We start from the raw sequence: 24,864 nt of genomic DNA, 5'->3' as shown, positions 1-24,864 counted from the left end.
CGTCCGGGTCAGGGGGTGAAGCGGCCCAGCTCTCCGCGCAGCCGCTGGGCGCGCAGCACCAGTTCGAGCTCGAAGCGCCGGTCGGGGTCGTCGATCTCGTCCCCCCACAGCTCCCGGATCCGGCGGAGCCGGTACCGGACGGTCTGGGGGTGGACTCCGAGGCGTCCGGCGACCTCGGGGGCGCCGCCCCGGGTCTCCAGCCAGGCGAGCAGGGTCTCGGCGAGGCGGCGGGCGGGGGTCCGGCCGCAGTGCGCGAGCGGTGCGAGGGTGCGGCGGGCCAGGTCGTCGATCAGCTCCTCGGGCTGGAGCAGCACCAGGGCCTCGGTGTGCTCGGTGCAGTGCAGCACCTCACCCGCCGGGAGCAGTCCGCGTTCCATCAGGCGTACGGCGGCCTCGGCCCAGCGCAGTGATTTGGCGGCGTCGACCAGCGGCACCGGCGGCCCGATCGCGCCGGTCCAGCCGGTCATGGTGCGCCGCAGCAGCTCGGGCCGGCCGGCCGCGTCCGGGTCGGGCACGATCATGCGGGGCCGCTCGGTCTCCATGTCCAGGAGGACGCCCTGGTCCACGGCGGGGGCGACGGCCTGGCGGGCGGGGCGCAGCAGCACCCCGGCCGCGACCTTGGCGGGCAGCGGCCAGCCGATCCGGGCGGCGCGTTCCGCGAGGGCGGCGGTGATCTCGTGCGGGCCGGCGGCGGGGCGGGTGTGGTGCTCGGCGAGGAGGAGATCCATGAGCTCGCGCTGGAGCCGGAGGCGTTCACCGGCCTGCCGGGCGGCGGCCTCGGCATAGCCGCGCACCGACTGGTCGACGAGGCCGTCGAGGTATTCGTAACCCGCGTCGACCAGTTCGTACATGGCCGGCGGCGGGATGTCGACGCGCTGGCCGATCTCGGCGAGGCGCCGCCAGGCGAGGCGGACACCGAGCCGGTAGATGGCCTGGAGGGAGTCGAGGCTGCGACCGCCGATTCCCTCGCCCCGGCCGAAGTCCTGGAAGACCTCGGGGTGGACGCGGGGCCGGTCCTCGGCCGTCTCCAGATGCATGACGAAGACCTCGATGGCACGCCGGATGCCGATCAGGGACTTGGGTTCCCCGGAGTCGTCGAGGATGACCGGGACCTGCGGGTACTCACGGCGGATCTCCCGCAGGATCTCCTCGGCCAGCGTGGGGGCCTCGGCCATGGCGAGCGCGGCGAACCGGCGCACCTGGCCGCGCGGTACGTCGTGCCAGGCCGAGCGGGCACCGAGGGGCGGCACGGTGCGGTCCCCGGTCGTGCCGGAGGCCGCGCCGGTGCCCGGCGGGCCGATGGCTGGAGTGGGGGAGGACACGGATCAGCGCTCCCGGGAGGCCGTCTCATGGGTGATGAGCGGGGTGTTGGGCTGGTCGGGGGTGGCGTTGAGCAGGGCCACGACACCGAAGGCGGCGCCCACGGCGAGGGCCGATGAGGCCACGACGGTGAGTGCGGCGGCGAGCAGTCTGGGCATGCTGGGGATCCAGCCTTTCCGGTCGAAAGGTCGTCCCCACCCTGGGTGATCCACACGATCCGCGCCAGTGCCCACGAGCCCCTGATCGTGAGCGGTCGCGGGTCGCCGGTGCGGCCTTCCCGCGGTGACGCATGCCGGCCCCGACCGGCTGGAGTCAGTCTCGGCAATGCATTGACACCTAGTCAAGGGTGCGCCTACGGTTCCCGGCCCATACCGCGCCTGCGCTTTCGCCCCGCGCGCGCTCACGTTCCGTCACCTTGTGACCGCCCTTTCCCGACACCGTGTCGAGCCGCCTCGAACCCTTCTGGAGTGCCCGGATGCGACGTACCGCCTCACCCGTTTCGCTCGTTCTGCTGGGCATCGGCACCTTCTTGCTGGTGCTGGCCGTCATGCTCGCCTGGTATGTCGAGCCGCGTTCCCAGCGCACCCCGATCGACACCGACGCGACCACCGTCTTCACTGGTCAGGGGAGCTATTTCGACGCCAAGAAGGTCAAAACCGTCGATGAGACAAAGCTCACCATCACCCGGAAGGTCCGCGGTGACGTGGCCGACAGCGAGGCCAGCGGCCGGGCGATCTGGGACGTGTCGACGAGCGTCGACACCCCCGGCACCCTGCCCGCGTCCGCCACGCACGACTCGTTCCTGTGGACGGTGGAACGCTGGGTGACCGACCGGAAGACCAACGCCCCCGTGCACTGCTGCGAGGAGAGCCCCCGATTCGAGGGCGAGGCGTATCTGAAGTTCCCGTTCAATGTGGAGCAGCGCGCCTACCGCTGGTGGGACAGCACGCTGGGCGCCACCGTGGAACTCGCCTTCAAGGGCGGGAAGAAGATCCAGGGCCACGAGGGATACCGGTTCACCGGGACCGTGGACCCGGTGCGGACCGGGACGCGGCAGGTGCCCGGAGTCCTCGTCGGACAGCCGGAGCGCGGCCAGGTCCTGGCCGAGGAGTGGTACGCCAACAGCGGTATCGAGCTCGTCGCCGACCAGCGCACCGGGCGGATCCTGTTCGCGGCGATCGGACCGCGGAAGACCCTGCGGGCACCCGGTGCGACCACCGCCGAGAACGAGGTGGTGCTGCTGCGCAGCGACCGCATCGCCTTCACCGAGGAGACGCAGAAGGCGCAGGTCGAGCTGGCCAGGGCGGACAACCGCAAGCTGCGGCTGGTGGGGCTGACGGCGCCGGTGGGAGCGGGCGCGCTGGGCCTGCTGCTGGCCGCGGCGGGCACGGTCATGGTGTTCCGGCGGCGTCCCGGGGACACCGCCGGGCTCCCGGCCCCGGCCCGGGTGCCGGAAACACTCACCCGGTGACGGGGTACGGCTGGTAACCCGTCAGTAATTTGTCACCCCGGTGAGTAGCCGAAGCGGACCACTGGGCGAAAACTGTCCATCCCACCACCCACCCGAACACACCATCCGTGCGAGACCTCCTCAGCACATCCGAGCGGCCCCGGCATCCTCCGGGGCGGTCTCGGCCCCCGGCCGGAACCCCGCCGGAACCGCGCCGCCGGACATCGCTCCCCGGCACGGTTCCGGACCGGCCCGCCCGAACCCCGTACCGCTCGAATCAGGCACCGCCCGAATCCGCACCGCTGGAATCAGGCACTGCCCGAACCCCGCACGACCGCGATCAGGCACCGCCCGAACTCCGTACCGCAGCAACCGGACACCGCCCGAACCCCGCACCGCCCGATCGCGTACCGCCGCCCGCCTCCCCGGTACCGGTTCCCCTCGTACCGCCGCCACCTCGTACCGCCGCACCTCACCCTGTACGTCCCCGACCTCCCATCCGCCCTCCCGCCCTCCCGCCCTCCCGCCCTCCCGCCCTCCCGTGCCGGACGTGATCCCCGCACCGCGAACACCGCACGTTCCACACCCTGAGACGAGTCGGAGCACCAATGCCCCAGCACGTGCCCGCTTCGCTGCGCACGGCCGGTTCCCGGCCCGCTCAGCCCCATGGGGCGCCGCCCGCCGAGCCGCGCCGCATCGTGTTCCTCTCCCGCCGCGACCTCGGCAATCCCGCCGCCGGCGGTTCCGAACTCCTGGTGGACCGGCTGGCCGAGGGCCTCACCCGCCTCGGCCATCAGGTCACCCTGGTCTGCGGTGGCCCGGCGGCCCGCCGCGACTACCGCGTGGTGTCGGCGGGCGGCGACCTCGGTCACTTCCTGCGCGCCCGCCGGACGCTGGCCCGCGAGGTCGGCGACTGCGATCTGCTGGTCGAGGTCTGCAACGGCATGCCGTATCTGGCGCCGCTGTGGCATCACGGTCCGACGCTCTGTCTGGTCAACCATGTCCACACCGAGCTGTGGGACATGCGCTTCGGCGGCCGTGCCCTCGCACCCGCCGGCCTGCTCGGGCGCCGGCTGGAGCACTGGGCCCTGAAGGAGGCGCAGCGGCGGAATCTGATGGTCGCGGTCTCCCCGTCCACGGCCGGGGCGCTGCGCGACATCGGGGTCGACCGCGAGCGGATACGCGTGGTGCACAACGGTGTCGAGGAGCCGGGGCCGCTCCATCCGCGCTCGCCCGAGCCGCTGTTCGTGGCGCTGGGCCGGCTCGTGGAGTACAAACGCATCGATCTGCTGCTGCGGCTGTGGGAGCGGGTCAGGCCGGTGACCGGCGGCCGGCTCGTCATCGTCGGGGACGGCCCGGAGCGGGACCGGCTGACGGCGCTCGCCGGCGCCGGAGTGGAGTTCGCGGGCCATGTCACGGAGGCGGAGAAGCACCGGCTGCTCTGCTCGGCCTGGCTGCTGCTGCATCCGTCGGCCGTGGAGGGATGGGGCCTGGTGGTCACCGAGGCCGCGATCCGGTCGACACCGGCGATCGGCTTCGATGTGCCGGGGCTGCGGGACTCGGTCGACGACGGGGTGAGCGGGGTGCTGGCCCGGGGGGAGAGTTCGTTCGCCGCCGCCTGGTGCTCGCTGGCGCTCAGCCGGGAGCGCCGGTCGGCGATGGGCCGGGCGGCACGGGAGCTGGCCGCCGGATACACCTGGGCCAATACGGTACGGGCGTTCCGCGATGTCGCCGTTGAGGCCGCCGCGCAGGGCCGGGGCGGCGGGTTCGCCGCCGGTCCGTTCCCCTCCTCCGGGCCGGACGCGCCTCCCCGGGAGAGCCCGCGCCCCGCGTGGACAGCCCCGCGGCCCACCGCTCCCTCCCGGCGGAAGTGAGGATCGATGACGGCCCCCGTTCCAGGAATCGGCGCCGCCGCGGTGACCCCGGGTGTCCCGCGCGGCGCGCCGAGAGACCCGTCCTTCAGACGCTCGCTGGCCCTGTTCCGGGCCTTCATGCGGGAGCAGACCGACCCCGAGACGTGTTACACGCTGCTGGCCCGGGACGCCGCCGATCAGATCGAGGCGTACGGCGGGCCGGTCGGCGGGCGGACCGTCTTCGACATCGGCGGCGGCGGCGGACACCTCACCGCGGAGTTCCGCCGACGCGGCGCGCACAGTTTCCTCTTCGAGCCGGATGTGAGGGAGCTGGGGCAGGCACCGCCCGAGGGGGCGGTCGTCGCGGACGGCTATCTGCTGCCGCTCGCGGACGGCTCCGCCGATGTGTGCGTCTCCTCCAATGTCCTCGAGCACGTGGACGATCCGCAGACCTTTCTCAGCGAGATGATCCGCGTGACCCGCCCCGGCGGGCTGATCTATGTCTCGTTCACCAACTGGCTCTCCCCCTGGGGCGGTCATGAGTGGGCGCCCTGGCACTATCTGGGCGCGGCGAGGGCGCGGGCCCGCTATGAGCGGCGCACCGGCCGTCCCGCCAAGCACACCCTCGGCGAGAACCTCTTCGCCGTGCACATCGGTCCCACCCTGCGCCAGGTACGGGCCAGGACCGACATCACCGTGGTCTCCGCCCGCTCCCGCTACTGGCCGTTCCTGGCCGGGGCGGTCACCCGGGTGCCGGGCCTGCGTGAGTTCGCTACCTGGAATCTCCTCCTCATCCTTCGGCGGTGTCCATGACCAGTACGGCCCCAGCGGCCCAGGCTCCCCCTCCGGCTGCCGTCCGGACCACCGGTGCGGCCCAGGACCCTCCCGACGGGCCCCGGTCGCGACGGTGGCTGCTGGGTTTCTGGGCGGTGGTGTTCGTGCTCTTCCTGGCGGTGTCGCCGGGACGCATGACCTTCGAGACCAAGCTCGGTGTCGCCGCCGATCCCTGGCGGTTCCTGGCCGATCTCGGGCAGTTGTGGCAGGACACCGGCGGTTTCGGCGGGCTCACCAATCAGTACATCGGGTACGCGTTCCCGATGCTCCCCTTCCACGCCCTGGCCGATCTGGTGCAGTTGCCGGTGTGGCTGGCGGAGCGGCTGTGGCTGTCGCTGGTGGTGACCGCCGCCTTCTGGGGTGCGCTGCGGCTGGCCGAACGCCTCGGTGCCGGCACCCGCTCGACGCGGCTGCTCGGAGCCGTCGCGTACGCGCTGTGGCCGACGTTCACCATCGTCGTCGGGTCCACATCCGCCGCCGCGCTGCCCGGCGCGCTGCTGCCGTGGGTGCTGCTGCCGCTCACCGACGACCGGTACAGCGCACGGGTCGCGGCGCTGCGCTCCGCCCTGCTGATCCCTTTCATGGGCGGGGTCAACGCGGTGTCGACCCTGGCTTCGCTGCTCCCGGTGGCGCTGTATCTGCTCTCCCGGCCGAACGGTCCGCGCAAGCCGCGGCTCATCGCCTGGTGGGTGCTGGGGGTTCTGCTGGCGACGCTGTGGTGGGTGATCCCGCTGCTGCTGTTCAGCGTGTACGGGGAGAACTTCCTCCCGTACATCGAGACGTCGCAGGTCACCACGGACACCATGGCGGCGACCGAGGCCCTGCGCGGCGCCGGCAACTGGGTGGCGTATCTGAACTTCGGTGAGGCGTGGCTGCCCGCCGGATGGAGTGTCGCGACCTCGGGCCTGGTCATCGTGTGCTCGGCGCTGGCCGCCGCGCTGGGGCTCGGCGGGCTCGCCCGGCGGGATCTGCCGGAGCGCCGCTGGCTGGTGCTGACCGTGCTGACGGTGGTGCTGCTCACCCTCGCCGGATACGCGGGGAAGTTCGGCGCGCCCTTCGCCGGGCCCGTACAGGGTCTGCTGGACGGAACGCTGGCGCCGTTCCGGAACATCTACAAGTTCCAGCCGGGCCTGGCGCTCGCCCTGGTGCTGGGGCTCGTCCATCTCACCGCCGTCGCGGAGCGGGAGCGCGGGGCGCGGCCGGGGCACGGGGTGCGCTGGGGCCGCAGGTACGCTCCGCTGATCGCGGGAGTGCTGGTGCTGCCCGGACTCGCCCTGCCGTATGTCAACGGGGCGATTCTCCAGCCGGGTTCGTTCAAGGAGCTGCCGGCGTACTGGCGGGCCACGGCCGACTGGCTGGAGCGGTACTCCCCCGAGAGCCGGGCCCTGGTGGTCCCGGCGACCGCGCACGGCATCTACACCTGGGGCTCGCCGATCGACCAGCCCCTCGATGTGCTCGCCGGCTCGCCCTGGGCGCAGCGCGACTATGTGCCGTTCGGCACGCCGGGGAACCGGCGCGCCATGGACGCCGTGGAGCAGGCCCTGCTGACCGGCGGCGAGATACCGGGGCTGCGGGACTATCTGAGCCGGGCGGGGCTGCACCATGTGGTGGTCCGCAATGACCTGGATCCCGACCAGCTCGGCTATGTGCCCACCACGACCGTGAAGCGGGCGCTGGAGCAGTCCGGGTACGAGCGGGTCAAGGGTCTCGGACCGGTCATGACCGGTGGGCGGATCGCGGACGACACCCCCCTCCAGGTCGAGGGGCTGTACCCGCGGCAGCGGGCGGTGGAGATCTACGCGCCGTACGAGAGCTCCCGGCGGCCCGGCCCGGCCGGGATTCGGGCCGCCGCGGACACGGCCGTGGTGTCCGGCGGGCCGGAGTCGCTGCTGCCGCTCTCCGCCGACCCCACGCTGTTCGGCCGGCCCACCGTGCTGGCCGGGGACCGGCACCCCGGCATCGAGAAGCCGGCGCTCCGGGTCACCGCCGACGGGCTGCGGCGTGCCGACACCCGGTTCGGCCTGGTGAACACCAACACCTCGTACACCTACACCGCCGACGAGCGCAATCACCCCGGCAGCGTGCAGGACCCCGGGGACGCGCCGCGCCAGATCCTGCCGGTGACGGGAGCCGGGCGCCAGACGGTCGCGGAGCTGCGCGGGGCGCGTGAGGTGACGGCGTCCTCCAGCGGCAACTGGCTGTTCCATCTGCCGCAGTACGATCCGGTCAACGCCTTCGACGGGAACCCGGACACGGCGTGGGCCGAGGGTTCGCCCGACGGCGCGAAGGGGCAGTGGCTGCGCATCGCCCTCGACGGGAAGAAGCGGCTGCCGTCCTCGCTGGAGGTGACCCCGCTCCCCCAGGACGGGGTGCGTTCCGCCGCGACCCGGGTGCGGGTGGAGACCGAACAGGGCAGCGAGATCAGCCCCTTGTCGCCCAATGGCCGGACGCAGGAGATCAAGGCCCCGGCCGGTGAGTCGGGCTGGGTGAAGTTCACCATCCTGGACACCCAGGCCGGCCGGCCCGGGCTGGTCGGTGCCGGGTTCGCCGAGATCTCGATTCCCGATGTCACCGTGACGCGGATGCTGAAGCTCCCCGCGGACGGCGTGGACGCGGACGCGGCGGCCGAGACGGTGTCGCTGCACCGGCCCTCCGACCCGGGCGGGCTCTCCCCGGCCGGGACCGAGTCGGGGCTGCACCGCTCCTTCACCACCGGCGCGGCCGGAGCGTACGACGTCAGGGCCCGCGCGGTGCCGGTGCCCGGTGAGGCGCTGGACAAGCTGCTGTACAAGGCGGCGCCGGAGCAGCGGGGGCAGATCATCGCCACCGCCGACTCCACCGCCCGGCTCGGCACGGAGCTCTCGCCGCGGAATCTGACCGACGGCGACCTCACGACCGCGTGGATCGCCGGGAGCGAGCCGGTCATCCATCTGAGCTGGACCGGCAAGAAGGCCGTGGACTCACTGGTACTGGCCGGCGCGGGCGGGCTCTCGGCCCGGCCCGCGAAGATCGAGATCAGCTCGCCCGACGGCGCGGCCATCGCGAATGTCGACGACAACGGCTGGGCCCGCTTCGAGGCGATCACCACCGACCGGCTCGACATCACGGTCACCCGCACCGCGCCGCTGACCCTGCACAACCCGCTGGCCGGTGACGCGCTCCAGCTCCCCGTGGGCCTCACCGAGCTGCATGTGCCGGCCCTCGCCGACCACCGCACGGCACAGCCGGCGGCCGACCGTCCGTTCACCCTGGAGTGCGGTGAGGGGCCGGATCTGGCGGTCGACGGGACTCTGCACGCGACCGCCGCGGCGGGCACGGTCCGGGACCTGGTGGAGCGCCGTCCCCTTGAGGTGACGCTCTGTCAGGAGGGGCAGCGGCAGCCGGAGCTGGCCCTCGGCGCGGGCGAGCACCGGGTCGAGGCCGGGGACGAGGGTCCGCTGGCGATCACCGATGTGACCCTCACCCGGGGCGAGCCGGCCGCGCCGGCCGTGACCGGCCGGGAGCTCACCACCGGCGACTGGGGAAGCGACCGCCGTGAGGTGACGGTCGGCGCGGGCGCCGTCTCGTATCTGACGACATACGAGAACTTCAACGACGGCTGGAAGGCCACTCTCAACGGCAAGGAGCTCTCGGCGCTCCGGCTCGACGGCTGGCAGCAGGGCTTTGTGATCCCGGAGGGCGAGGGCGGCAGGGTCGAGCTGTCGTACGAGCCCACCGGGCTGTACCGGACCGGGCTGGTCGCCGGCGGTGTCGCCCTGCTCGCGCTGATCGGTCTGGTGCTGTTCCGCAGGCGCGAGGAGAATCCCGAGCGCGCGGCCGGGACCGCTCCGGTGCCGGACGGGCCCGGGACGATTCTCGGGCTGGCGGCGCTGACCCTGGTGGCCGTGGTGGTCGCGGGCTGGTTCGCGCTGCTGGTCCCGGCGCTCGCGCTGATCGCCCTGCGGCGTCACGCGCTGCTGGTGCCGATCGCTTTCGCCGCGATGGCGGGGGCGGGGATCGCGGCGGCGTTCGGCGCCGGGGAGGCGCCGGCCGCCGGGGAGGGGGCCTTCGGGTACACGGCCCAGCTCCTGGCGTTCATCGCGCTGTTCGCGGCCCTGGTGACCGTGGGGAGGCCCGGAGCGCGCGGCCGGGTCCGCGCGGCGGATTCCGGAGCGGGTACGGGTACGGAGTCCGGGGCCGGCGAGGAGTCCGCAACCCGGGCGAGTGCCGGCCCGGAGTCCGGTGCCGGGCAGCCGGATGCGCCGGGGAGTGCCGGACACCCGGACGCTCCCGGCGGACCCGGGGATCCGGCCGGCCCCCGCCCGGCCGGTCCCCCCGGAGGTGACGTCAAGTGACCGCTGTGGATGGTCCCGTGCGCTCCGCACGGGCCGGCCGGCCCGTGCGCGTGCCGTTCCCCGTCGTCGACGAGGTCGCGCGGCACTGCCTCCGGGAGGAGGAGCCCGAGACCATCCACATCGAGATCCGGCTGCCGGGGCGGCCCGACCCGGCGCGGCTGCGGCGGGCGTTCATCGAGGCGCTCCGCCGTCACCCGCGTGCCCAGGTGCGCCAGGCGGCGGGCCGCTGGTACCGGCGGCGTTACTTCTGGGAGCTCACCGGGGAGCCGGACCCGGGCGTGGCGGTGGTGGCCGTTCCGGAGCCGGAGCCGGGGGCGCTGGAGCGGGCCAGGGAGCGGTCTCTGGCCTGCGCTCCCCCGCTCTCGGCCTCCCCGCCGGTCCGGCTGGAGATCGTCCGGGACCCCGGACGCCCGGGGGGCACGGCACTGTTCCTCACCGTCAACCACACCGCGCTGGACGGTCCCGCGTGTCTGCGGGTCCTGGCGACCGCCGCCGAGCTGTACGGCGGCCGGGCGGATGCCCCGGCGGCGGCCCCGGTCCGCGCCGTCCCCGTGGACGGCGCGGCTCGGGCGGCGGGGCCGCCCCCGTGGGTGCCGCCGGCCCGGGTGGCGCGCGGCTCGCCGTCCGGTCTGCCGGGCAATGGCCTGCTCGTGGCCGACCTGGCCGTACCGCGCCGTCCGCCCGGCGCCGCGTACACGGTGAACGATCAGCTCCTGGTCGCCACCGCGCTGACGATCGCGGAGTGGAACCGGGAGCGCGGCGTCCGGCCGCGCCCGATGCGGATCACGATGCCGGTGGACGACCGGCCGCGCGACGCCGAGATGCCCATCGGGAACGGCACCCGGCTCGTGGAGGTCCCCTTCACCGCGGCCGAGGCGGCCTCCGGCACGCGGGACCCGGACACCCTGGGTGAGCTGCTGCGCCGCACCGCCGGCCGCACCCGCGCCCTCAAGGCCGCACCCGGCCCGCAAATGGGTTACGGCGCGCTCCTGCTGACGGCCCCGGTGGCACCGGTGGCCTGGCGGGCGGCCGTCACCCGCGGTCTGCGGCGGGCGGCGGGGCCGTGGACCTCCACGGCGCTGCTGAGCAATATCGGCCGGGTTCCGTACGCCCTGGACTTCGGCGACGCGGGCCGCGCGGACGCCGTGTGGTTCTCGGCGCCCGCCCGGATGCCCCGGGGGCTCAGTGTGACGGCGGCGTCCTCCGCCGGGCGGCTGCATCTCGCGCTGCGCTGGTCGAGGACGCTGCTCGACCGGAGTGACGGGGCGCGGCTGCTGGAACTGTTCGAGCGGTATCTGGACGCGACGGAGACCGCCCCGGCCGGGAACGGCGGGGCGGCGGAGGAAGGTGCGGGATGACGGCGACCGCTCGCCCGGCGACGGACACGGGGCCCGCGGGCGCCGGCGTGCCCCGGGGGCTCCGGGAGTTCTACGAGAACCCCTCGGTGCCCGTCGCCTCCGGGGACGCCCGCAGTCTGCGGCAGGCCCGGATGCTCGCCGCCGCGCTCGGCCCGGCCGCCGCGCGGCCCGCCGTCGTTCTCGATGTCGGCTGCGGTGACGGCACGGCGGCGGCCACCGCGGCACCGCTGCTCGCCGGGCACCGGGTCATCGGTGTCGACTGGTCGCAGGACGCCCTGCGGCGGGCGAGGACCCGGCTCACCGATGTGGTGCGCGGCGAACTCGGCGGCGGACGTCTGCCGTTCCGGTCCGGCGCGGCCGACGCCGTGCTGTTCAGTGAGGTGATCGAGCATCTGGTCGACCCGGACAGCGCCCTGGACGAACTGCGGCGGGTGCTGCGTCCCGGCGGCCATCTGATGCTGTCCACCCCGAATCTGGCCGCCTGGTACAACCGGGCCCTGTTGCTCGCCGGTGTCCAGCCCGTCTTCTCCGAGGTCAGCCTGCGCGCCATCCACGGCCGGCCCGGCCGGGAGGTCGTCGGGCACCTGCGGCTCTACACGGCCCGCGCGCTGCGGGAGTTCGTGGCCGCCTCGGGCTTCGAGGTGGTCCGGATCGCGGGCGCGCCCTTCCACGGGGTCCCCCGCCCGCTGCGGCCACTGGACCGGCTGGCGTGCGCGGCCCCCTCGCTCTCCTCGATCCTGCTGCTGCATGCGCGGAGGACATAGGCGATGTGGTGGGGGGTGGCCGCCGCGCTGCTGGCGAATGTGCTCTACAGCGCGGGTTTCGTGCTGGAGAAGCGGGCGCTCGGGAGCATGCCCGCGATATCGGTGCGGCGGCCCGCGCGGCTGGTGCGGCTGGTCCTCGGGAATCCGCTGTGGATCGGCGGCGCGCTGGCGCTGGCCGGCGGGTTCGCGGCGCAGCTCGTCGTCTACCGGACCCTGCCGATGGCCGCCGCGCAGGGCGTCTTCGTCTCCGGTCTGGTACTGCTCCTGCTGCTGTCGGCACGGCTGCTCGGGGAACGGATCCCGGGGCGGGAGCGGCTGGCCACCGGGGCGATCCTCGCCGCCCTCGTGATGGTGGTGCTCTCCCTCTCCCCGGACACCGACACCGTCGGCGCCGGTGCTCCGGTGCCGCTGATCCTGCTGGTCTGTGTGCCGTCGCTGGCGGCCGGGGTGGGTCTGTACGCCGTCGCCGAGCGCCGGTCGCGGCGCCCGCACCGGAAGCCGGCGGCGGGGGTCGGGTACGGGGTCGCCCTGGGGCTGCTGTACGGGGTGAGTTCGCTGGCGATCAAGGGGCTGTCGGGGCGGTCGGCCGGTCTGCTCGACCGCCCCGGTGACGTACTGCTCACCGTGCTGGGCTCCCCGTATCCGTATCTGCTGCTGTTCACCGGCGTGTTCGGGCTGGTCATGTCGCAGGCGGCCCTGCAGCGCTGCCGGGTCTCGCTGATCGTGCCGGTGTGCACGACGGTGTCGTGTGTGTTCGCGGCCGTCCTGGGCACGTTCGCGTTCGGCGAGGCCCTGCCCGGCGATCCGGTGCGGCTGGCACTGCGGATCGCCGGGACCCTGCTCGCCGTGTCGGTACTCCTCGCGATGCCGAAGCACGACCCGGCGGCCCCGGCCGACCCCTCGGGCCCCGCACTCCCCGACAACACCCGCCAAGGAGCCGACCGCCCGTGAACCCCGATGACCCGCTGCTGCGCATCCTCGTCTGCCCGCTGGACAAGGGCCCCCTGCGCCTGGTGACCTCCGGCGCGGGCCCTGCCGGTGACGCCCTGTACAACCCCCGGCTGCGGCGCCTCTACCCCGTCGTGAACGGCGTCCCGCATCTGCGCCCGGCCTCCGGTGCGCGGGTGTCCGACGAGGACCACGCCCGCCTGACCCGCGAGGCCGGGGCCGCCCCGCCACCGGAGAACGGTCCCGCGCACCACCGGGCGTGACATCCGGCGGCGACACCGGCACCGTGCCGAAGGGCGCCGCCGTGGAACGGCGGCGCCCCGGGGGACCGGACATCGGATACCGGGCGGGCCGCTACTCCTGCCGGGCCCGGCGGAGCGCGGTCAGGCCGTAGAAGCAGGCGACCAGGACCGCGGTGAAGGCGAGGCCGATGCCCGCCGCCTGGCGCATGTCGGGGACCTCCACGGCGGTGGCCGCGACGCCCAGCACACCGACCGCCGCCACGATCGCCAGCTTTCCGCCGGCCGGGACGCTGAACCCGGTGAACTCCTCCGGGTTCGCCTTCCGGTGGCGCCGGAAGGCGATGTACGAGGCGAGGATCAGCAGCCACACCAGCAGGACGGCGAAGATGGCGATCGACATCATGATGCCGAAGAGGCCGCTGACGTCGTAGAAGGCGAGCAGGGCGGCGGCCACGATGCCCATGGACGACGCGGCCAGGGCGATGGCCGGCACACCGCGCTTGCTGAGTCTGGCCATCGGCGCCGGGGCCAGACCGTCGTCACCGAGCGAGTGGAGCAGCCGGGAGGCGCCGTAGAGATGGGCGTTGGCGGCGGACATGGCGGCGATGAGCACCACCGCGTTGGTGAGGGTCGCCGCGGCGGGCACCCCGACCTCCGAGAAGACCCGCACGAAGGGGCTGGTCTCGACGCTTCCGTCGCCCTCGGCCAGCTTGCGCCACGGGATCAGCGCGAGGACCAGGGTGATGGCGAGAAGGTAGAAGAAGCTGAGCCGCCAGGCGAGCTGGCGCATCGCGGTGCGGATGGTGCGCTGCGGGTCGACCGCCTCCGCCGACGCGATGGCGACCACCTCGAAACCGGCGTAGGCGAACATCACCACGGACATGGCCAGCCAGACGGAGCTCACCCCGTGCGGCATGAATCCGCCGTCGTCGGTGAGGTTGGCGAAGCCGGACGCCTCCGTGTCGGGGAGGCCGAAGAAGACCAGCAGGGCGGCGCAGAGGATGAACGCGCAGAGCGCCACCACCTTGATGGTGGAGAGCCAGAACTCGGTGGTGCCGAAGGACTTCACGCTGATGATGTTGACCGCGAGGACGATCGCGGCGATCACCAGGATCGCCACCGACATCGGCACCTCGGGCCACCACCAGCGGATGTAGAGCGCGGAGGCGACGACCTCCGTCCCGATGACGACGACCGCGCTGAACCAGTACAGATACCGGCTGAGGAACCCGGCCCACGCGCCGAGGTAGCGGTGCGCGATGGTGCCGAACGAGCCCTGGACCGGGTGGGCGGCGGACATCTCGCCGAGCAGGACGGCGATGATGGCGACCAGGACCGCGCCGATCGCGTACGCGATGATCACGGCGGGCCCGGCGACGGATATCGCGGTGCTGGAGCCGAGGAAGAGACCGGTGCCGAGCGCGGAGCCGAGCCCGATCATGGTGGTCTGCCGGTGGGTGAGGGATCGGACCAGTCCTTCACCGGCCGGGGCCGGTCTGGCGCCGTCGGCCTCGGAGGGTGAGGTGGGGGCGGGCGGTGCGGAGTCGCCGGGTGCGGCCATGGCGGTGGTGCCCTTCTGGAAGTGACGGAAGTGCGAGCGGGAGCGGGGACGGGGACGGGCGGGGTGCGGCGGAGGAGTGCCGCGGAAGGGGTGCGGCGGCTCAGAACTCGCTGTTGCGGAAGGGCTTCGACGGCGCGTCCAGATCCGGCTTGCCCAGGACCTTGCGCGCGGACAGCGCGTAGATGCCGTGGTTGGTCAGGGTCCAGGCGATGTTGCGGTCCCACTCCACATAGACACCGTGGGTCTGGTTGCCGTACGCGTACTCGGCGGTCTCGGCGCCGTACGCCTTGGGGACGAAGTAGGCGGAGATCTCCGGCTCGGCGGGCTTGGAGACGTCGAAGAACTGCACGCCCGCGTTGTAGAAGCCGTAGCTCAGGACACCGGCGCTGTGGGTGCCCGGGTTGGTGTAGTAGCCGGTGCGCTTGGGGCCGAAGCTGCCGCGGCGCTGGCAGTAGTCGGTGAAGCCGGCGGCCTTCGGCGGGGTCGGGCGGGGCAGCACACCGACGACGCGGGGGTTCTTCGGGTCCCGGGCGTCGATCTGGTAGACGTCCTTGTACGGCTCGTAGCAGTCCTCGGTGAGCGGGTAGCCGGAGAAGTAGATCATTCCGGTCTTCTCGTACTGGGAGACGTCGATGTTGTCGCCCTCGGTGCCCGCGACGGATCCCGGCAGCTCCAGCCGGCTCACGGTCCGCATGTTCGACGGGTCGGAGACGTCCAGCACGGTGAGGCCGTAACCGCCCATGGCGGCGAAGGCGTAGCGCCCGCCCTTCTCCACGGGCTTGGGGAGGAAGAGCGGCATCCGGGCCCCCATCCAGCTGGTCCGGTTGCCGCAGCGCGGGTTGGTGCGGTACGCGGCGTCCTCGCCGGTCCGCTGGCCCGGCAGGTGCCAGGTGTCGAGCAGCTTCGGGCGGGCCGGGTCGGACATGTCATAGGACTGGTAGCCGGCCGAGTGCAGATTGGTCGGGTACTCGGTCCCCGACCAGGTGTCGTCCGGCGCCGTGGCGATGAACATGTACTTCTCGCCGGTCCAGTGCGGCACGTCGATCGAGCCGGAGCCCTGCTGCGCCTTCGCCGGGTCGGTGTTGACGGGGTTGGCGAGGGTGGCGTCGGTGGAGACCGTCGTCAGCAGCTTCCAGTCCTTCTTGCGCGGGCCGTCCAGGCGGTACACCTTGAAGCCCTTGAGCCCCGGCTTGGCGCGCACCTTCCGCACGCCCTCGGGGTTGTTGTACTTGTCCCCGGGGGGCTGGTCGGAGAGTTCCGAGATCTGCCGCTTGCTCTCGAAGCTCTGCACCATCACATAGGCGTTGAGTTTCCTGTTCCACTGGATGGTGGAGGCGCCCCAGTAGTCGTGCGCCGCCCAGTCGCCGTTCGCCCGGGTCTCGTCGCCGCCCACGTCCTTGCGGCTCAGCCGCTCGACCACCTTGATCTTCTTGACATCGGTGATGTCGTAGACACGGCCCTCGGAGCGGCCGTACTGGAAGAGATAGCGGCGGCCGTCGAAGTCGACGATGTTCTGCCAGCTGTGGAAGTAGTCGGGGGTGAAGGCGTCGCCCTCGTAGGCGGCCTCGACCTTCATGTTCTTGATGTAGGAGCGGGTGTCGTACTCCGCGTTGAGGCCGGGGAAGGGGTGGTCGGATCCCTCGTCGACCGGGGTGAGGGCGGGGTGCCGGAAGCTGCCGTCCAGCTGCATGCCGTACGAGCCGGGGTCGGCCGGGCCGGGGCGCCGGTCGGCGCAGACATCGAGGATGTCCGGGTCGGTGCCGGCGGCGGCGGTGTCCGCGCCGGACACACCGGGGGCGAGGAGCGTGGCCGTGGTGGCGGCGGCGACCACCGCGGCCAGGGCGGCTTTTCTTCGGAGGGAACGCATCTGACGGTCCTTTCGGAGCGGGAAGGAGCGGGACGTGCGCACGGTGTGCCCCTGGGGCGGGCGGGTACGGGCGGGATCAGGTGACGGTGGGGCGCTCCCGGAAGCCGGCGGCGCGGTGCTCGCCGGCGGTCACGACGGCCCGCAGCTCCGTCACGGCGTGCAGTACGTCGGTGTGGCTGACGTACAGCGCGTTGAATCCGAAGCGGAGCAGGTCGGGTACGCGCATGTCGCCGATCACGCCGCGCGCGGTGAGCGCGGCGACCAGCGGATACGCCTCCGGATGGCGCAGCGCGACCTGGCCGGCGCGGCGCGCGGGGTCGCGCGGGGTGGCCAGGGTGAAGCCGAGACCGTCGAGCAGTGTGTCGGCGCACTCCTGGAAGAAGCCGGTCAGGGAGAGGCTCTTCTCCCGTACGGCCGTCATCTCCACTCCGTCGAAGGCCGTCAGCGCGGCCTCCATGGCGAGCAGCGAGAGCAGCGGCGGGGTGGAGATCCGGGCCCGGCTGATGCCCTCGCCCGGGGTGTAGGTGCCCGCCATGGCGAACGGCTCCGCATGTCCGTGCCAGCCGGTGATGGGGTGGTCGAACTCCGCCTGGTGCCGCCGGGCGACATAGGCGAAGGCGGGTGCCCCAGGGCCGCCGGAGAGGTATTTGTAGCCGCAGCCGACCGCGAAGTCGGCCTGTATGGCGTCGAGTTCGACGGGCAGCACGCCCGCCGCGTGGCAGAGGTCCCAGTGCATCAGGGCCCCGGCCGAGTGCGCGGCGGCGGTGAGCGCGGCCATGTCGTACAGCTCGCCGGTGCGGTAGTCCACCGGGGCGTAGGCGGCGACGGCGACATTCCCGGCCTCGGCGGCCAGCACCTCGGCGGCCTCCCCGGCCGGCACCCGGCGGACGTCGAGCCCGAGGAGCCGGCCCACCGAGTCGGCGATGTACTGGTCGGTGGGGAAGTGGTCGGGGTCGGTCAGCAGCAGCCGGCGTCCGGGGCGCATCCGGGCGGCGGCGAGCAGGGTGTTGAAGAGCTGGACACTGGTGGAGTCCCCGGCCACCGTCTGGCCGGGGGCCGCGCCGATGAGCCGGCCGATCGCGTCGCCGGTCCGGATCGGCGCCTCCCACCAGCCGTTGCCGTTCCAGGAACGGATCAGGTCGGTGCCCCACTGGCGGTGCACGGCGTCCTCGACGGCCGCCGGGACGGCGGAGGGCAGGGCGCCCAGGGAGTTGCCGTCGAGATACACGACCCCCTCGGGGAGGAGGAAGCGGTCGCGGACACGCGCGAGGGGATCGGCGGCGTCCAGCGCGGCGGCGCGTTCGGTCAGCATGGGGTGTCTCCGTTGTCGTGCGAGGGTGCGTGTACGGCGCCGGGGGCGGATCCGGCGGCCGGGGCGGGAGCGGCGTCGCGGTCCCGGGCGAGGTCGAGCGCGATATCGGTGAGCAGGTCCTCCTGCCCGCCGACCAGCCGCCGCCGGCCCGCCTCGACCAGCAGGTCGCGGGTGTCGAGACGGTGCCGCCCGGCCGTGGTCTCCGCATGGCGCAGGAAGCTGGAGTAGACCCCGGCGTACCCGAGCGTCAGCGTCTCCCGGTCGACCCGCACGGGCCGGTCCTGGGTGGGGCGTACGAGCTCCTCGGCGGCGTCCATCAGCGGGAACAGCGCACAGCCGTGCTCCCAGCCCATCAGGTCGAAGACCGCGACCACCGGCTCCAGCGGGGCGTTCCCGGCGCCCGCGCCCTGTCCGGCGAGGGAGGCGTCGACGCGGTGCGCCCCGGCTTCCACCGCCACGATGCTGTTGGCCACGCCGAGCCCGAGGTTGTGGTGGGCGTGGATGCCGATCTCGGTGGCCGGGTCGAGCGCGTCGCGGTAGGCGCGGACCCGGTCCCGCACGCCGTCCATGGTGAGCCGGCCGCCGGAGTCGGTGACATAGACGCAGTGCGCGCCGTACGACTCCATGAGGCGTGCCTGCGCGGCCAGTTCGGCGGGCGGGGCGAGGTGGGACATCATCAGGAAGCCCGACACGTCCATCCCGAGCTCCCGGGCGAGGCCGATGTGCTGGGCGGAGATGTCCGCCTCGGTGCAGTGCGTGGCCACGCGGATGGAGGTGACGCCGAGGGAGTGGGCGCGGCGCAGATCGGCGGCGGTGCCGATGCCGGGCAGCAGCAGGGTGGTGAGCCGGGCCCGGTCGAGCACCCCGGCCGCCGCCTCCAGCCACTCCCAGTCGGTGTGGGCGCCGGGGCCGTAGGTGACGGAGGAGCCGGACAGTCCGTCGCCGTGGGAGACCTCGACGGCGTCGACGCCCGCCGCCTCCAGGGCGGCGGCGATGGCCCGGACCTGGCCGAGGGTGTAGCGGTGGGAGACGGCGTGCATGCCGTCCCGCAGGGTGACGTCCTGGACGTAGACCTTGGTCATCGGGCCCGGCTCCGTTCGGCCAGGCGCTCGGCGGTGCGCAGCGCGGCGGAGGTCATGATGTCGAGGTTTCCGGCGTAGGCCGGGAGGTGGTGGGCGGCGCCCTCGACCTCCAGGTAGACGGAGACCAGAAGCCGTCCTCCGCCGGCGAGACCCGTCAGCGGGTCGCCGGCGGGCAGGGCGCGGAACTGCGGCTCCTGCTTGAGCCGGTAGCCGGGCACATAGGCGGCGACGGACGCGGTCATCGCGTGGATGGAGGCGGCCACCCGCTCCGTGTCGCAGTCGTCGACGACGCAGTGCACGGTGTCGCGCATCAGCAGCGGCGGTTCCGCCGGGTTGAGCACGATGATCGCCTTGCCGCGGGCCGCGCCGCCGACCTGTTCCAGGGCGCGGGAGGTGGTCTCGGTGAATTCGTCGATATTGGCCCGGGTGCCGGGTCCGGCCGAGCGCGAGGCGATCGAGGCGACGATCTCCGCGTAGTGGACCGGGGTCACCGCCGAGACGGCCGCGACGACCGGGATCGTGGCCTGGCCGCCGCAGGTGACCATGTTGACGTTGGGGGCGTCGAGGTGCTCGTCCAGATTGACGGGCGGGACGACGTAGGGGCCGATGGCGGCCGGGGTGAGGTCGACGAGCGTCTTGCCGTACGGGGCGAGGGCGGCGGCGTTGCGGTGGTGCGCGGCGGCCGAGGTGGCGTCGAAGACGACGTCGATCTCGTCGAAGCCGTCGAGTGCCAGCAGGCCGGCCACTCCGTCCGGGCTGGTCGGCACGCCGAGCCGGCGGGCCCGTGCGAGTCCTTCCGACTCCGGGTCGATTCCGATCATCGCGGCGGCGGTGACTTCCCCCCGCCCCCTGATGATCTTGATGAGGAGATCGGTGCCGATATTGCCCGATCCGATCACGGCTGCCCTCATCGGACGGCCTCCTTGGGGAGCGGGGCGAGGCCGAAGAAGCGGACGGCGTTGCCGCCGAGGACGGCGGCCCGCTCCTCGGGGGAGAGCGCGCTCTCGCGCACCAGCCGGCCGATCTCCTCCTCGCCGAGCGGGAAGGGGTGGTCGGAGCCGAGCAGCACCCGCTCCGCGCCCATGACCTCCACGAGGAGCCGCAGCGCGCCGGGGTCGAAGACGGCCGAGTCGACGGAGAAGCGGCTGGTGTAGTGCGAGGGCGGGTGCGGGGTGTCGGCGCGCACGATGTCGCGGCGGCGCCAGGCGTTGTCGGCCCGGCCCAGGAGGTAGGGGAAGCTGCCGCCGCCGTGGGCGAACATCAGCCGCAGTGAGGCCGGGAGGCGTTCGAAGGCGCCGGAGAGGATGAGCGACAGGATGGTCAGATGGGTCTCGCCGGCCATGCCCGCGAGCCAGGCCAGCATGTACCGGGAGAACCGGGGCCCCGACGGCAGGTCCCAGGGGTGTACCAGGACGGCCGCGTCCTTCTCGGCGCAGTGCGCGAGGAATTCGAGCAGCGCCCCGTGGTCGAGGTCGCGGTCGCCGAGGTGGTTGCCGATGTGGACGCCCCGGAAGCCCTGCCGCATCGCCTCGCCGACCATCTCGCAGGCGGCCCCGGTGTCCTGGAGCGGCACCTGGCACAGCGGGGCCAGCCGGTCCGGCGCGTGCGCGGCGTACCGCAGCAGATGGGAGTTGACCGTCCGGCACCAGTCGGCGGCGCGGGCGGGTTCGAGGCCGTAGCCGAAGAGCATCGGGGTGCTGGAGAGCACCTGGATGTCCACACCGAGCCGGTCCAGGTCGGCGACGCGCTCCGCCGGGTCCCACAGAGTGCGCCGCACCGGCCGGTACTCGGCGGAGCCGGCCATCATCATTCCGCTGTCCGGGCCGTCCGTGGTGCGCAGCCAGGGGGCGTCGTCGGAGCCGGTGAGCCGCCGCGACTCGGCGAGGCCGATCTCCGGGAAGACATGGGCGTGCACATCGACGACGGTCACGCGCCGGCCTCCCCGTCACGGCGGGTGCGCGGGCGCAGTTCCGCGGGCCAGTCCCGGCCGGGGTGCACCGCGGCGCAGCGCGGGCAGGTGCGGGCGGCGTCGTCGGCGTAGAAGGCGCCGAACACCGGCGGCAGGTCGTCGACGATGGAGGTGAGCTGGACCTCGCTGCGGTGCACCAGGTGGTGGCACTCCATGCAGTACCACTCGAAGGCGTCGAGGTGTCCCTGCGGCCGGGCGAACTCGACGACCAGGCCGATGCTGTCCTCCTCCGGCCGCTGCGGGGAGTGCCGCAGATGCGCCGGGGCGAGGAACACATCACCCTCGCGGATGTGGATGTCGCGCGGCGGGCGGCCCTCCTCCTCCATGACGCGGAGCACCATGTCGCCCTTGAGCTGGTAGAAGAACTCCTCGATCGGGTCGTCGTGGAAGTCGGTGCGCCGGTTGGGACCGCCCACGACCGTCACCATCAGATCGGCGTCCTGCCAGATCTGGACGTTGCCGACCGGCGGCTTGAGCAGGTGCCGGTTCTCCTCGATCCAGGACTGGAGGTTGAACGGTCTCATGGTCATCGGTGCTGTTCCTTGCTCTGCGGGAGGTGGGCCACGGCGCTGATCTCGATCAGCAGATGGGGGTGGGGAAGCTGATGGACGGCGACGGTGGTGCGGGCCGGTCCGCTCTCGTCGAAGTGCTCGGCGTAGACCTCGTTGTAGCCGCCGAAGTCGTTCATGTTGACGAGGTACGCGGTGACCGAGACCAGGTCGCCGAGGCCGCCGCCGGCCGCGGCCAGCAGGCTCGCGATGTTGTCGAGCACGGCCCGGGTCTGGACGCGGATGTCGAGATCCGTCACACCCATCGGGTCGGCGCTCGCGCCGGCGAAGGTGCCGTCGGGGCGGCGGGAGCTCGTACCCGAGACGAAGACGAGGTCGCCCGCGCGCCGCAGGTGCGGGAAACGGCCGCGGGGCGGGGCGGCGCCGGGGACGATCACGCGCCCTCCCCGGTGGTGAAGCGGACGGCGCCGAGGCCGCCGATCGTGGCCCGGACATGGGTGCCGGGCGGCAGGGGCACGGCGGCGGTCGCCGCGCCGGCGAGGATCACGGTGCCGGCCTCCAGCGGACCGGCGAGGCGGGCCGCGGCGGCGAGGGCGCGCAGCGGGTGCCCGAGGATCGCGGCGGTGGATCCGGTCTGGACCGGGCGCCCGTCGAGTTCCAGCAGGACGCCGAGATTGTCCAGGCCGTCCGGGGCGCCGGGGCCGCGCCAGGGCCCCACCGCGTAGGCGGCGGCGGAGGTGTTGTCGGCGATCACCTCGGGGAGGGAGAAGCGGAAACCGTCGTAACGGGAGTCGATGATCTCCAGGGCCGGTGCCACGGCCGCGACCGCCGCCGCCGGATCGCCGCCGGGACGCAGGGTGGCGCCCAGCAGGAAGGCCACCTCCGGTTCGACCCGGGGATGGATCAGTCCGGAGAGGTCGTACACCCCGCCGTCGGCGATCTCCATCCGGTCCGTCAGCCGGCCGTGGATCAGATCGCTCACGCCCATCTGCCGCATCTTGGCGAGGCTGGTGAAGCCCAGCTTGACGCCGGTGAGCCGCTCCCCGCGGGCCAGCCGCCGCGCGAGCAGGGCGTCCTGGACGGCGTACGCCTCGGCGGTCTCCGTCAGGCCGCTGCCGCCGCCCGGCAGCGGGCGCGCCTCCAGCGCCGCGGTGTCGAGGGAGTGGGCCAGTGTCGCGATGCTCATCGGACCGTTCCTTCCGAGTCTGCGGGCCCGAAGGCCGCGCGCACCGAGCCGAGGCCGTCGATACGGGCCTCGAACACATCACCGGGCTCGACGGCCGTCATGGGCCCGAGCGCGCCGGTGAGCAGGGTGTCCCCGGCGCGCAGCGGGCGGCCGAGGCGTACGAGCGTGTCGGCCAGCCAGACGGCGGCGTGCAGCGGGTTCCCCAGGCAGGCGACGCCCGCGCCGGTGGAGACGGGCTCGCCGCGGCGCTCCAGCACCATGCCGGCGGTCCGCAGATCGAGCTCCCGCAGCGGCACGGGCCGGGTGCCCAGGACATACGCGCCGCTGGAGGCGTTGTCGGCGATGGTGTCGGCGGCCGAGATGTCCCAGTCGCGGATCCGGCTGCCGACCACCTCGATGGCGGGCAGCGCGAAGGCGGTCGCCCGGATCAGATCGGCCACCGTGTGCCGCTCGTGCGGGAGGTCGTGTTCGAGGACCAGGGCGACCTCGGCCTCGGCCCTGGGCTGGAGCACCGAGCCCCAGGGGATCTCGGCGCCGTCCGGCACGGCGGTGTCGTCGAGCAGGGCACCGAAGTCGGGGGTGTCCACGCCGAGCTGGCGCTGGACCGCGGCCGAGGTCAGACCGATCTTCCAGCCGGTGACCCGGCGGCCCTCGGCGAGGCGGCGGCCGGTGAGGACGGACTGGACGGCATAGGCGGCGTCCAGGTCGCCGGCGCCGAGGAGGTCGCGGACGGGGGCGCAGGGGACACCGGTGCGGTGTGCCCCGGCGAGGCGCTCGGCCGCCCTCGTCACCGCGTCGGGCGCCGTACCCGCCGCGTTCCCTGTCCTGTCGGTGGTGCTCACAGCTTCACGCACACATTCATCGGTTCGGAGAAGAAGTCGAGGGAGTGGTCGCCGCCCTCACGGCCGATCCCGGACGCCTTCACACCGCCGAAGGGTGTGCGCAGGTCGCGCAGGTTCCAGGTGTTGACCCAGGCGGTGCCGACGTCGAGCGCGGGGGCGACCCGGTGGGCGCGGCTCACATCGCCGGTCCACACCGTGGCGGCCAGCCCGTACGGGCCGGCGTTGGCGAGGGCCAGTGCCTCCGCCTCGGTGTCGAACGGCGCCAGGTGCACGACCGGGCCGAAGATCTCGTCCCGTACCGCCGGGTGGTCCTCCGGGAGCCCGGTCAGCACGGTGGGCTCCACCCAGAACCCGCCGTCCCGCTCGTCGCCGAAGCGCGGCACCCCGCCGCCCGCCAGAACCCCGCCGTCGGCGGCGGCCCGCTCCAGATGGCCGAGCACCTTGTCCCGGTGGGCGGCGGAGACCATCGGGCCGTAGCCGGAGAGCTCCTTCGCGCCGGCGGCCAGCGCCGCGGCGAAGGCGTCGAAGACCGGCCGCTGCACATAGAGCCGCTCGGTACAGAGGCAGACCTGGCCGCTGTGGGTGAAGGCCGACCGGAGGGTGCCCTCGACGGCCCGGTCCAGGTCGGCGTCGGCGAAGACGAGTCCGGCGTTCTTGCCGCCCAGTTCGAAGGAGACCGGCGCCAGCCGGTCCGCCGCGGCCCGCATGATCGCCGACCCGGTGCGCGACTCGCCCGTGAAGGCGACCGCGTCCACGCCGGGGTGCTCGGTGAGCCACTGGCCGGCCGCGTCCGCGCCCGGGCCGTGCACCAGATTGAAGACACCCGCCGGGACACCGGCCCCGGCCATCACCTCGGCCAGCAGACAGGCCGTGCCGGGGGTGAGTTCGGAGGGCTTGGCCACCACCGTGTTGCCGGTCGCGAGGGCCGGCGCGACCTTCCAGGTGAGGAGGAGCAGCGGCAGGTTCCACGGCGAGATCACCGCGACGACGCCGAGCGGCTTGTGCACCGTGTAGTTCAGCGCGCCGCGGCCGTCGGGGGTGGCGGTGTGCCAGGAGCGCTCGCTCCGCCCGGCCAGGAGGTCCGCGTACGAGCGGAAATTGGCCACCGCTCGCGGGATGTCGACCGTGGAGGCGAGCTCCCGGGGCTTGCCGGTGTCGGCGCACTCGGCGGCGACGAACTCCTCGAAGCGCTCCTCGATCCCGTCGGCGATCCGGTGCAGCAGCCGTGACCGCTCCGCCGGGCTCCATCCGGCCCATGGCCCGCGCAGCGCCTCCCGCGCAGCTCGCACCGCCCGGTCGACCACCTCCCGGGGTGCCGCGGGTACCTCGCCGACGGCGCGGCCGGTGACCGGATCGACGAGCGGGAACGGCACGCCGGAGGCGTCGAAATCGCCTCCCACGTAATGCCGCACGGGTGAACTCAACTTGCAGAC

The 24,864-nt window shown here is 73.4% G+C and carries 21 protein-coding genes; 8 read left to right on the top strand and 13 right to left on the bottom strand.

What is annotated here, in order from left to right:
* Positions 1–8: 8 nt before the first annotated feature.
* Together AAFN69_RS06480 and AAFN69_RS06475 are read right to left on the bottom strand one after the other, a co-directional pair.
* The gene (locus AAFN69_RS06480; RefSeq protein ID WP_347727690.1) at positions 9–1,250 is read right to left on the bottom strand and encodes a helix-turn-helix domain-containing protein; all 1,242 of its coding nucleotides are present in this window, start codon (positions 1,248–1,250) and stop codon (positions 9–11) included.
* 75 nt (positions 1,251–1,325) lie between these two features.
* Positions 1,326–1,478 (bottom strand): hypothetical protein, encoded by a 153-nt coding sequence (locus AAFN69_RS06475; RefSeq protein ID WP_347727333.1) that lies wholly within the window; start codon positions 1,476–1,478, stop codon positions 1,326–1,328.
* 317 nt (positions 1,479–1,795) lie between these two features.
* Here AAFN69_RS06475 and AAFN69_RS06470 point away from each other — a divergent pair, with 317 nt between their 5' ends.
* From AAFN69_RS06470 to AAFN69_RS06435, 8 genes are all read left to right on the top strand, one after another.
* Complete coding sequence (locus AAFN69_RS06470; protein ID WP_347727332.1) at positions 1,796–2,791, top strand: DUF3068 domain-containing protein; 996 nt, start codon at positions 1,796–1,798, stop codon at positions 2,789–2,791.
* Positions 2,792–3,378: 587 nt separating this feature from the next.
* Positions 3,379–4,644 carry a glycosyltransferase family 4 protein gene (locus tag AAFN69_RS06465; RefSeq protein WP_347727331.1) on the top strand — a complete coding sequence of 422 codons (1,266 nt, stop codon included), beginning with the start codon at positions 3,379–3,381 and terminating at the stop codon, positions 4,642–4,644.
* Positions 4,645–4,650: 6 nt separating this feature from the next.
* Entirely contained in the window at positions 4,651–5,436 is a 786-nt protein-coding gene (locus tag AAFN69_RS06460; RefSeq protein ID WP_347727330.1) for a class I SAM-dependent methyltransferase, read from the top strand.
* A complete protein-coding gene (locus tag AAFN69_RS06455; RefSeq protein ID WP_347727689.1) occupies positions 5,433–9,791 on the top strand; it encodes an alpha-(1->3)-arabinofuranosyltransferase family protein in 4,359 nt (1,452 codons plus the stop codon). Before AAFN69_RS06460 ends, AAFN69_RS06455 begins: the two co-directional genes overlap by 4 nt.
* Positions 9,788–11,149 carry a condensation protein gene (locus tag AAFN69_RS06450; protein ID WP_347727329.1) on the top strand — a complete coding sequence of 454 codons (1,362 nt, stop codon included), beginning with the start codon at positions 9,788–9,790 and terminating at the stop codon, positions 11,147–11,149. The genes AAFN69_RS06455 and AAFN69_RS06450 overlap by 4 nt, the downstream gene beginning before the upstream one ends.
* Complete coding sequence (locus AAFN69_RS06445; protein ID WP_347727328.1) at positions 11,146–11,913, top strand: class I SAM-dependent methyltransferase; 768 nt, start codon at positions 11,146–11,148, stop codon at positions 11,911–11,913. The genes AAFN69_RS06450 and AAFN69_RS06445 overlap by 4 nt, the downstream gene beginning before the upstream one ends.
* A gap of 3 nt (positions 11,914–11,916) precedes the next feature.
* Positions 11,917–12,864 (top strand): hypothetical protein, encoded by a 948-nt coding sequence (locus AAFN69_RS06440; RefSeq protein WP_347727327.1) that lies wholly within the window; start codon positions 11,917–11,919, stop codon positions 12,862–12,864.
* Entirely contained in the window at positions 12,861–13,124 is a 264-nt protein-coding gene (locus AAFN69_RS06435) for a Trm112 family protein (protein ID WP_347727326.1), read from the top strand. The genes AAFN69_RS06440 and AAFN69_RS06435 overlap by 4 nt, the downstream gene beginning before the upstream one ends.
* A gap of 91 nt (positions 13,125–13,215) precedes the next feature.
* Here the strand turns inward: AAFN69_RS06435 and AAFN69_RS06430 are convergent, their stop codons facing one another.
* From AAFN69_RS06430 to AAFN69_RS06380, 11 genes are all read right to left on the bottom strand, one after another.
* The gene (locus AAFN69_RS06430; protein ID WP_347727325.1) at positions 13,216–14,664 is read right to left on the bottom strand and encodes an amino acid permease; all 1,449 of its coding nucleotides are present in this window, start codon (positions 14,662–14,664) and stop codon (positions 13,216–13,218) included.
* A gap of 100 nt (positions 14,665–14,764) precedes the next feature.
* Entirely contained in the window at positions 14,765–16,531 is a 1,767-nt protein-coding gene (locus AAFN69_RS06425) for a hypothetical protein (protein ID WP_347727324.1), read from the bottom strand.
* A gap of 76 nt (positions 16,532–16,607) precedes the next feature.
* On the bottom strand, positions 16,608–17,843 hold the full coding sequence (kynU, locus tag AAFN69_RS06420; protein WP_347727323.1) for a kynureninase: 1,236 nt from the start codon (positions 17,841–17,843) through the stop codon (positions 16,608–16,610).
* A complete protein-coding gene (gene dmpG, locus AAFN69_RS06415) occupies positions 17,837–18,925 on the bottom strand; it encodes a 4-hydroxy-2-oxovalerate aldolase (protein WP_347727322.1) in 1,089 nt (362 codons plus the stop codon). The genes kynU and dmpG overlap by 7 nt, the downstream gene beginning before the upstream one ends.
* Complete coding sequence (locus AAFN69_RS06410) at positions 18,922–19,836, bottom strand: acetaldehyde dehydrogenase (acetylating) (protein WP_347727321.1); 915 nt, start codon at positions 19,834–19,836, stop codon at positions 18,922–18,924. The genes dmpG and AAFN69_RS06410 overlap by 4 nt, the downstream gene beginning before the upstream one ends.
* Positions 19,833–20,855: an amidohydrolase family protein gene (locus tag AAFN69_RS06405; RefSeq protein ID WP_347727320.1), complete on the bottom strand. Its 1,023-nt coding sequence runs from the start codon at positions 20,853–20,855 to the stop codon at positions 19,833–19,835. Before AAFN69_RS06405 ends, AAFN69_RS06410 begins: the two co-directional genes overlap by 4 nt.
* Positions 20,852–21,424 (bottom strand): 3-hydroxyanthranilate 3,4-dioxygenase, encoded by a 573-nt coding sequence (locus tag AAFN69_RS06400; RefSeq protein ID WP_347727319.1) that lies wholly within the window; start codon positions 21,422–21,424, stop codon positions 20,852–20,854. Before AAFN69_RS06400 ends, AAFN69_RS06405 begins: the two co-directional genes overlap by 4 nt.
* Entirely contained in the window at positions 21,421–21,840 is a 420-nt protein-coding gene (locus tag AAFN69_RS06395; RefSeq protein ID WP_347727318.1) for a RidA family protein, read from the bottom strand. The genes AAFN69_RS06400 and AAFN69_RS06395 overlap by 4 nt, the downstream gene beginning before the upstream one ends.
* Positions 21,837–22,589, bottom strand: a complete 753-nt coding sequence (locus AAFN69_RS06390; protein ID WP_347727317.1) for a fumarylacetoacetate hydrolase family protein — start codon at positions 22,587–22,589, stop codon at positions 21,837–21,839. The genes AAFN69_RS06395 and AAFN69_RS06390 overlap by 4 nt, the downstream gene beginning before the upstream one ends.
* Positions 22,586–23,431, bottom strand: a complete 846-nt coding sequence (locus tag AAFN69_RS06385) for a fumarylacetoacetate hydrolase family protein (protein WP_347727316.1) — start codon at positions 23,429–23,431, stop codon at positions 22,586–22,588. Before AAFN69_RS06385 ends, AAFN69_RS06390 begins: the two co-directional genes overlap by 4 nt.
* Entirely contained in the window at positions 23,428–24,843 is a 1,416-nt protein-coding gene (locus AAFN69_RS06380) for a 2-hydroxymuconic semialdehyde dehydrogenase (protein ID WP_347727315.1), read from the bottom strand. Before AAFN69_RS06380 ends, AAFN69_RS06385 begins: the two co-directional genes overlap by 4 nt.
* Positions 24,844–24,864: the final 21 nt, after the last annotated feature.

The sequence above is a fragment of the Streptomyces sp. CAU 1734 genome, from assembly GCF_039888735.1.
Lineage (GTDB): Bacteria > Actinomycetota > Actinomycetes > Streptomycetales > Streptomycetaceae > Streptomyces.
Note: the sequence above shows the minus strand (reverse complement) of the source record. Positions and strands in the feature narration are given on the sequence as shown.